The sequence below is a fragment of the Pseudomonas sp. Sample_9 genome, from assembly GCF_004307535.1.
Taxonomy (GTDB): Bacteria; Pseudomonadota; Gammaproteobacteria; order Pseudomonadales; family Pseudomonadaceae; genus Aquipseudomonas; species Aquipseudomonas mercuritolerans.
This window is the reverse complement of the sequence record NZ_RAZO01000376.1, coordinates 1-5,634: the sequence shown is the minus strand read 5'-3', so window position 1 is coordinate 5,634 and position 5,634 is coordinate 1. Positions and strand designations below refer to the sequence as shown.

Annotated in this window: 5 protein-coding genes; all 5 read left to right on the top strand. The window is 61.0% G+C overall.

What is annotated here, in order from left to right; all coding sequences use genetic code 11:
- Positions 1–86 precede the first annotated feature (86 nt).
- Positions 87–2,216: a flagellar biosynthesis protein FlhA gene (gene flhA, locus D6877_RS21650; RefSeq protein WP_016771062.1), complete on the top strand. Its 2,130-nt coding sequence runs from the start codon at positions 87–89 to the stop codon at positions 2,214–2,216.
- Between the two features lie 11 nt (positions 2,217–2,227).
- The gene (gene flhF, locus D6877_RS21645; protein ID WP_024012117.1) at positions 2,228–3,568 is read left to right on the top strand and encodes a flagellar biosynthesis protein FlhF; all 1,341 of its coding nucleotides are present in this window, start codon (positions 2,228–2,230) and stop codon (positions 3,566–3,568) included.
- A gap of 116 nt (positions 3,569–3,684) precedes the next feature.
- Positions 3,685–4,515 carry a flagellar synthesis regulator FleN gene (gene fleN, locus D6877_RS21640; RefSeq protein WP_016771060.1) on the top strand — a complete coding sequence of 277 codons (831 nt, stop codon included), beginning with the start codon at positions 3,685–3,687 and terminating at the stop codon, positions 4,513–4,515.
- Complete coding sequence (fliA, locus tag D6877_RS21635; protein ID WP_016771059.1) at positions 4,512–5,252, top strand: RNA polymerase sigma factor FliA; 741 nt, start codon at positions 4,512–4,514, stop codon at positions 5,250–5,252. Before fleN ends, fliA begins: the two co-directional genes overlap by 4 nt.
- A 167-nt stretch (positions 5,253–5,419) precedes the next feature.
- Positions 5,420–5,634: response regulator (locus D6877_RS21630; RefSeq protein ID WP_178083730.1), on the top strand; the 215-nt coding region annotated here is incomplete at its 3' end.

Below are 5,634 nucleotides of genomic sequence, written 5' to 3'. Positions count from 1 at the left end.
GGCAAAAGTTGGAAAGCTTCTTGCAATAGCCGCCCTGCGCCCGTTCGGGGCGTCAAAAGTTTGCTTTAAAGGAACGGGGAAAACCGGTGGATCGCACTCAGTTATTCAATACAGCACGTACCAACGTTGCCGACCTCAGTCGAGGCAATCTGGGCGTGCCGTTGTTGCTGCTGGTCATGCTGGCCATGATGATGTTGCCGGTACCGCCGTTCCTGCTCGACGTCTTCTTTACCTTCAACATTGCCTTGTCCATCGTCGTCCTGCTGGTCTGCGTGTATGCGCTGCGGCCGCTGGATTTTGCCGTGTTCCCGACCATTCTGCTGGTGGCGACGCTGCTGCGCCTGGCGTTGAACGTGGCCTCGACGCGGGTGGTGATGCTCCACGGTCAGGACGGCCACGCCGCCGCCGGTAAGGTGATTCAGGCCTTCGGTGAGGTGGTGATCGGCGGTAACTACGTGGTCGGTATCGTGGTCTTCGCGATCCTCATGATCATCAACTTCGTCGTGGTGACCAAGGGTGCCGGGCGGATTTCCGAGGTGAGCGCGCGTTTCACCCTCGATGCGATGCCCGGCAAACAAATGGCGATCGATGCCGACCTCAACGCCGGCCTGATCGACCAGAATCAAGCCAAGTCGCGCCGTCAGGAAGTCGCCCAGGAAGCGGAGTTCTACGGTTCGATGGACGGTGCCAGCAAGTTCGTCCGCGGTGACGCCATCGCCGGCCTGCTGATTCTGTTCATCAACCTTATCGGCGGCATGGCCGTGGGTATCTTCCAGCACGGCATGAGCTTCGGCGATGCGGGCAAGGTTTACGCCTTGCTGACCATCGGTGACGGTTTAGTGGCGCAATTGCCATCACTGTTGTTATCTACAGCAGCGGCGATCATGGTGACCCGTGCTTCCGGCTCGGAAGACATGGGCAAGCAGATCAACCGCCAGATGTTCGCCTCGCCGAAAGCGCTGGCCGTGGCCGCTGGTTTGATGGCGGTGATGGGCCTGGTGCCCGGCATGCCGCACTTCTCCTTCCTGAGCATGGCGGCGCTGGCTGCGGGCGGCGCGTACCTGTTCTGGAAGAAGCAGAACGTCGCCAAGGTCGTGGCGCTGGAAGAGGTCAAGCGTCAGCAGGAACTGCTGCCGTCGCCGGCCCGCGCCATGGAAACCAAGGAGCTGGGCTGGGACGACGTGACGCCGATCGACATGATCGGCCTGGAAGTCGGCTATCGCCTGATTCCGCTGGTGGACCGCAATCAGGGTGGGCAATTGCTCGCGCGGATCAAGGGCGTGCGCAAGAAGCTCTCGCAGGATCTGGGCTTTTTGATGCCGACCGTGCACATCCGCGACAACCTCGATCTGGCGCCGAGCGCTTACCGCCTGACGCTGATGGGCGTGATTCTCGCCGAGGCCGAGATCTACCCGGATCGCGAACTGGCGATCAACCCCGGCCAGGTCTACGGCTCGCTCAACGGTATCAACGCCAAAGATCCGGCTTTCGGCCTCGAGGCGGTGTGGATCGAAATCAGCCAGCGTGCCCAGGCGCAATCGCTGGGCTACACCGTGGTCGACGCCAGCACCGTCGTCGCCACGCATTTGAACCAGATTCTGTACAAGCACTCCAGTGAGCTGATCGGCCACGAGGAAGTGCAGCAACTTATGCAATTGCTGGCCAAGAGCTCGCCGAAACTGGCAGAAGAGCTGGTGCCGGGCGTGGTTTCGCTGTCGCAGTTGCTCAAAGTTCTGCAAGCGCTGCTCGCTGAGCACGTGCCGGTGCGTGACATCCGCAGCATCGCCGAGGCGATCGCGAACAACGCTGCCAAGAGTCAAGATACCGCCGCGCTGGTCGCCGCTGTGCGGGTCGGCGTATCCCGTGCAATCGTCCAAAGCATTGTAGGCACTGAGTCCGAGCTGCCTGTAATCACATTGGAACCAAGGTTGGAACAGATATTGCTCAATAGTCTGCAGAAGGCAGGACAAGGCTCGGAAGAGGGCGTTCTGCTGGAGCCGAGCATGGCCGAGAAGCTGCAGCGTTCGTTGATCGAAGCGGCCCAGCGGCAGGAAATGCAAGGCCAACCGGTGATCCTGCTGGTAGCAGGCCCGATTCGCGCGATGCTCTCGCGCTTCGGCCGCCTCGCAGTGCCAGGCCTGCATGTGCTGGCCTACCAGGAAGTACCGGACAACAAGCAAGTGACCATCGTTGCGACAGTAGGGCCCAACGGCTGAGGTAGTGGTTTATGCAAGTTAAGCGTTTTTTCGCCGCCGATATGCGTCAGGCCATGAAGCTGGTTCGCGATGAGCTGGGCGCTGATGCCGCCATCATCGGCAACCGCCGCATTGCCGGCGGCGTCGAGTTGACGGCGGCTCTGGATTACAAACTGTCGGCGCTGGCGCCACGGGTTCCGAACATGGAACTCGAAGACGAGCTGCGCAAGACCCAGTCGCGCATCGTCACCGCCCAGGCCGAACTGAGCCTGCGGGGCGAAGCCGACGGCAACACCAATCAGCAGTTGTTCGCCGGGCTGCCGTTGACCGCAGGCCTGCCGCTGACTGCTGCCGAACCACTGAGCGAGCCGACCTACGCCGCACCGACGCGTCCGGCCGCAGCGCCTGCGCAGGCCTCGGCGGGTGTCGATCCGCGTGCGCTGGATTCGATGCGTTTTGAATTGAACAGCCTGCGCGAGCTGATGGAAGTGCAGCTCGGCACCCTGGCCTGGAATCAGCTGCAAGGCAGCCGTCCGGCCCAGGCCAATCTGTATCGCCGTCTGCAGCGCATCGGCTTGTCCGGCCCGCTGTCGCGCGATCTGCTGGCGATGATCACCGATATCGAAGAACCCCGTCAGGCCTGGCGCATGCTGCTGGCCCACCTGGCGCGGATGATTGCCGTACCGGAAGTCGAGCCGCTGGAAGAGGGCGGTGTGATTGCCATGGTCGGCCCCGCCGGCATGGGCAAGACCACCACGCTGGCCAAGCTCGCCGCGCGTTACGTGCTCAAGTACGGCGCGCAGAACGTCGCGCTGGTGAGCATGGACAGCTTCCGCATCGGCGCGCAGGAACAACTGAAAACCCTCGGGCGCATCCTCAACGTGCCGGTAACGCACGTCGATCCGGGTCAGTCGCTGGTGCAGGCATTGGATCCACTGCTACGCAAACGCGTGGTTTTGATCGATACTGCCGGCCTGCAAGCCAGTGATCCGGCGTTGCGCATGCAGCTTGAGAGCCTGGCCGGGCGTGGCATTCGCTCAAAAAATTATCTGGTCCTGGCAACCACCAGCCAGAAACAGGTTCTAACCGCCGCTTATCACAGTTACAAGCGTTGCGGGCTGGCCGGCTGCATCCTGACTAAACTGGATGAAACGGCCAGTCTCGGCGAAGTGTTGAGCCTGGCGATCAGTCATGAATTGCCGGTCGCGTACCTGACCGATGGCCCACGGATTCCGGATGATTTGCATCTGCCGCGCCGTCATCAACTGGTCAGCCGCGCCGTCAGCGTGCAAATGCAGGAAGAACCCAGCGAAGAAGCCATGGCTGACATGTTCGCTGATATCTATCACAGCCCGACCAAGCAGGTTGGCTGAGGTAATCATGAACAGTTTTTGTACCTACATCGATGGTCTGCCACGCATTGTTCCGATCAGGAACGCGCAGCCAGTAATGTGGCCTCCGTCTATGCAAGACAAGGTAAAGAAATAACATGGGCAGCATGCATCCCGTACAGGTGATCGCGGTGACCGGCGGCAAAGGTGGCGTCGGCAAGACTAACGTGTCAGTGAACTTGTCGCTGGCGCTGGCAGAGCTTGGCCGTCGGGTCATGCTGCTGGACGCCGACCTGGGCCTGGCGAACGTCGACGTTCTGCTGGGGCTGACACCCAAGCGCACTTTGGCCGACGTTATCGAAGGCCGTTGCGAACTGCGCGACGTGCTGTTGCAGGGCCCGGGCGGGATTCGCATCGTGCCGGCGGCCTCCGGCACGCAGAGCATGGTGCACCTGAGCCCGGCGCAGCACGCCGGCCTGATCCAGGCGTTCAGCGATATCGGCGACAATCTCGACGTGCTGGTGATCGACACCGCTGCGGGTATTGGTGACTCGGTAGTCAGTTTCGTACGCGCCGCGCAAGAGGTGTTGCTGGTGGTCTGCGATGAGCCGACTTCGATCACCGACGCTTACGCGCTGATCAAGTTGCTCAACCGCGACTACGGCATGAACCGCTTCCGCGTGCTGGCCAACATGGCGCAGAGCCCGCAGGAAGGGCGCAACCTGTTCGCCAAGTTGACCAAGGTCACGGATCGCTTCCTTGACGTCGCCCTACAATACGTCGGCGCCGTGCCGTACGACGAAAGCGTGCGCAAGGCAGTGCAGAAGCAGCGCGCCGTCTACGAAGCCTTTCCCCGTTCCAAGTGCGCGCTGGCCTTCAAGGCCATCGCCCAGAAGGTCGACACCTGGCCGCTGCCGGCCAACCCGCGCGGGCATCTGGAATTTTTCGTCGAGCGTCTCGTGCAGCAAACCGCAGGGCCTGTGATATGACCGCCAGTGGCATGAATCTTTACAAAAAGTCGGCGCGTGACGCGCAATACGAATTGATCGAGCGCTACGCGCCACTGGTCAAGCGCATTGCCTATCACTTGCTGGCACGCCTGCCGGCCAGCGTGCAGGTCGAAGACCTGATCCAGGCCGGGATGATCGGTTTGCTCGAAGTCTCGACCAAATACGACGCCAGCAAAGGCGCCAGTTTCGAAACGTACGCGGGCATTCGAATCCGCGGCGCGATGCTCGATGAAGTGCGCAAAGGGGATTGGGCACCACGCTCGGTTCACCGTAATACCAGGATGGTCAGCGACGCGATTCGCTCGATTGAAGCTAAAACCGGCCGTGACGCTAAAGATCACGAGGTTGCGGCCGAACTCCAATTGAGTCTCGACGATTACTACGGGATTCTGAATGACACCTTGGGCAGTCGCCTGTTCAGTTTCGACGACCTGTTGCAGGACGGCGAACACGAAGGGCTGCACGAGGATGGCGCGAGTGCTCATATGGAGCCGTCACGCGATCTGGAAGATGAACGCTTCCAGGCGGCGCTGGCGGACGCGATTGCCAATTTGCCGGAGCGTGAGCGACTGGTGTTGGCGCTGTACTACGACGAAGAGCTGAACCTCAAGGAAATCGGTGAAGTCCTTGGCGTCAGTGAATCGCGGGTCAGCCAGTTACACAGCCAGTGCGCGGCCCGTCTGCGGGGGCGTTTGGGGGAGTGGCGAGCGCGCTGAAGGCAGTGTGGGGACACTGCGAAACGAGGCTGGTGCGGTGATCAACGGCGCCGGTCTCGATCCGTTGTGCCCCAGACAAACTTCGAGTGCTATGCCGATTGATTGAAGTGGCGTGTCCAGGTGCTGGGCGCGTTTAAGACTGCTTGGAGGTCGAATTGAACAAAGACATGAAAATCCTCATCGTTGATGACTTCTCAACGATGCGGCGGATCATCAAGAACCTGCTGCGCGATCTTGGGTTCACCAACACCGTCGAGGCCGACGATGGCACCACTGCCATTCCGGTGCTCAACAGCGGCAGCATCGACTTTCTGGTAACGGACTGGAACATGCCGGGCATGACCGGTATCGACCTGCTGCGTCACGTGCGCGCCGATGAAAA

What these genes read in the sequence shown, in the direction of transcription:
- flhF (WP_024012117.1), top strand. Translation starts at nt 2,228, where the DNA reads ATGCAAGTTAAGCGTTTTTTCGCCGCCGATATGCGTCAGGCCATGAAG.
- fleN (WP_016771060.1), top strand. Translation starts at nt 3,685, where the DNA reads ATGGGCAGCATGCATCCCGTACAGGTGATCGCGGTGACCGGCGGCAAA.
- fliA (WP_016771059.1), top strand. Translation starts at nt 4,512, where the DNA reads ATGACCGCCAGTGGCATGAATCTTTACAAAAAGTCGGCGCGTGACGCG.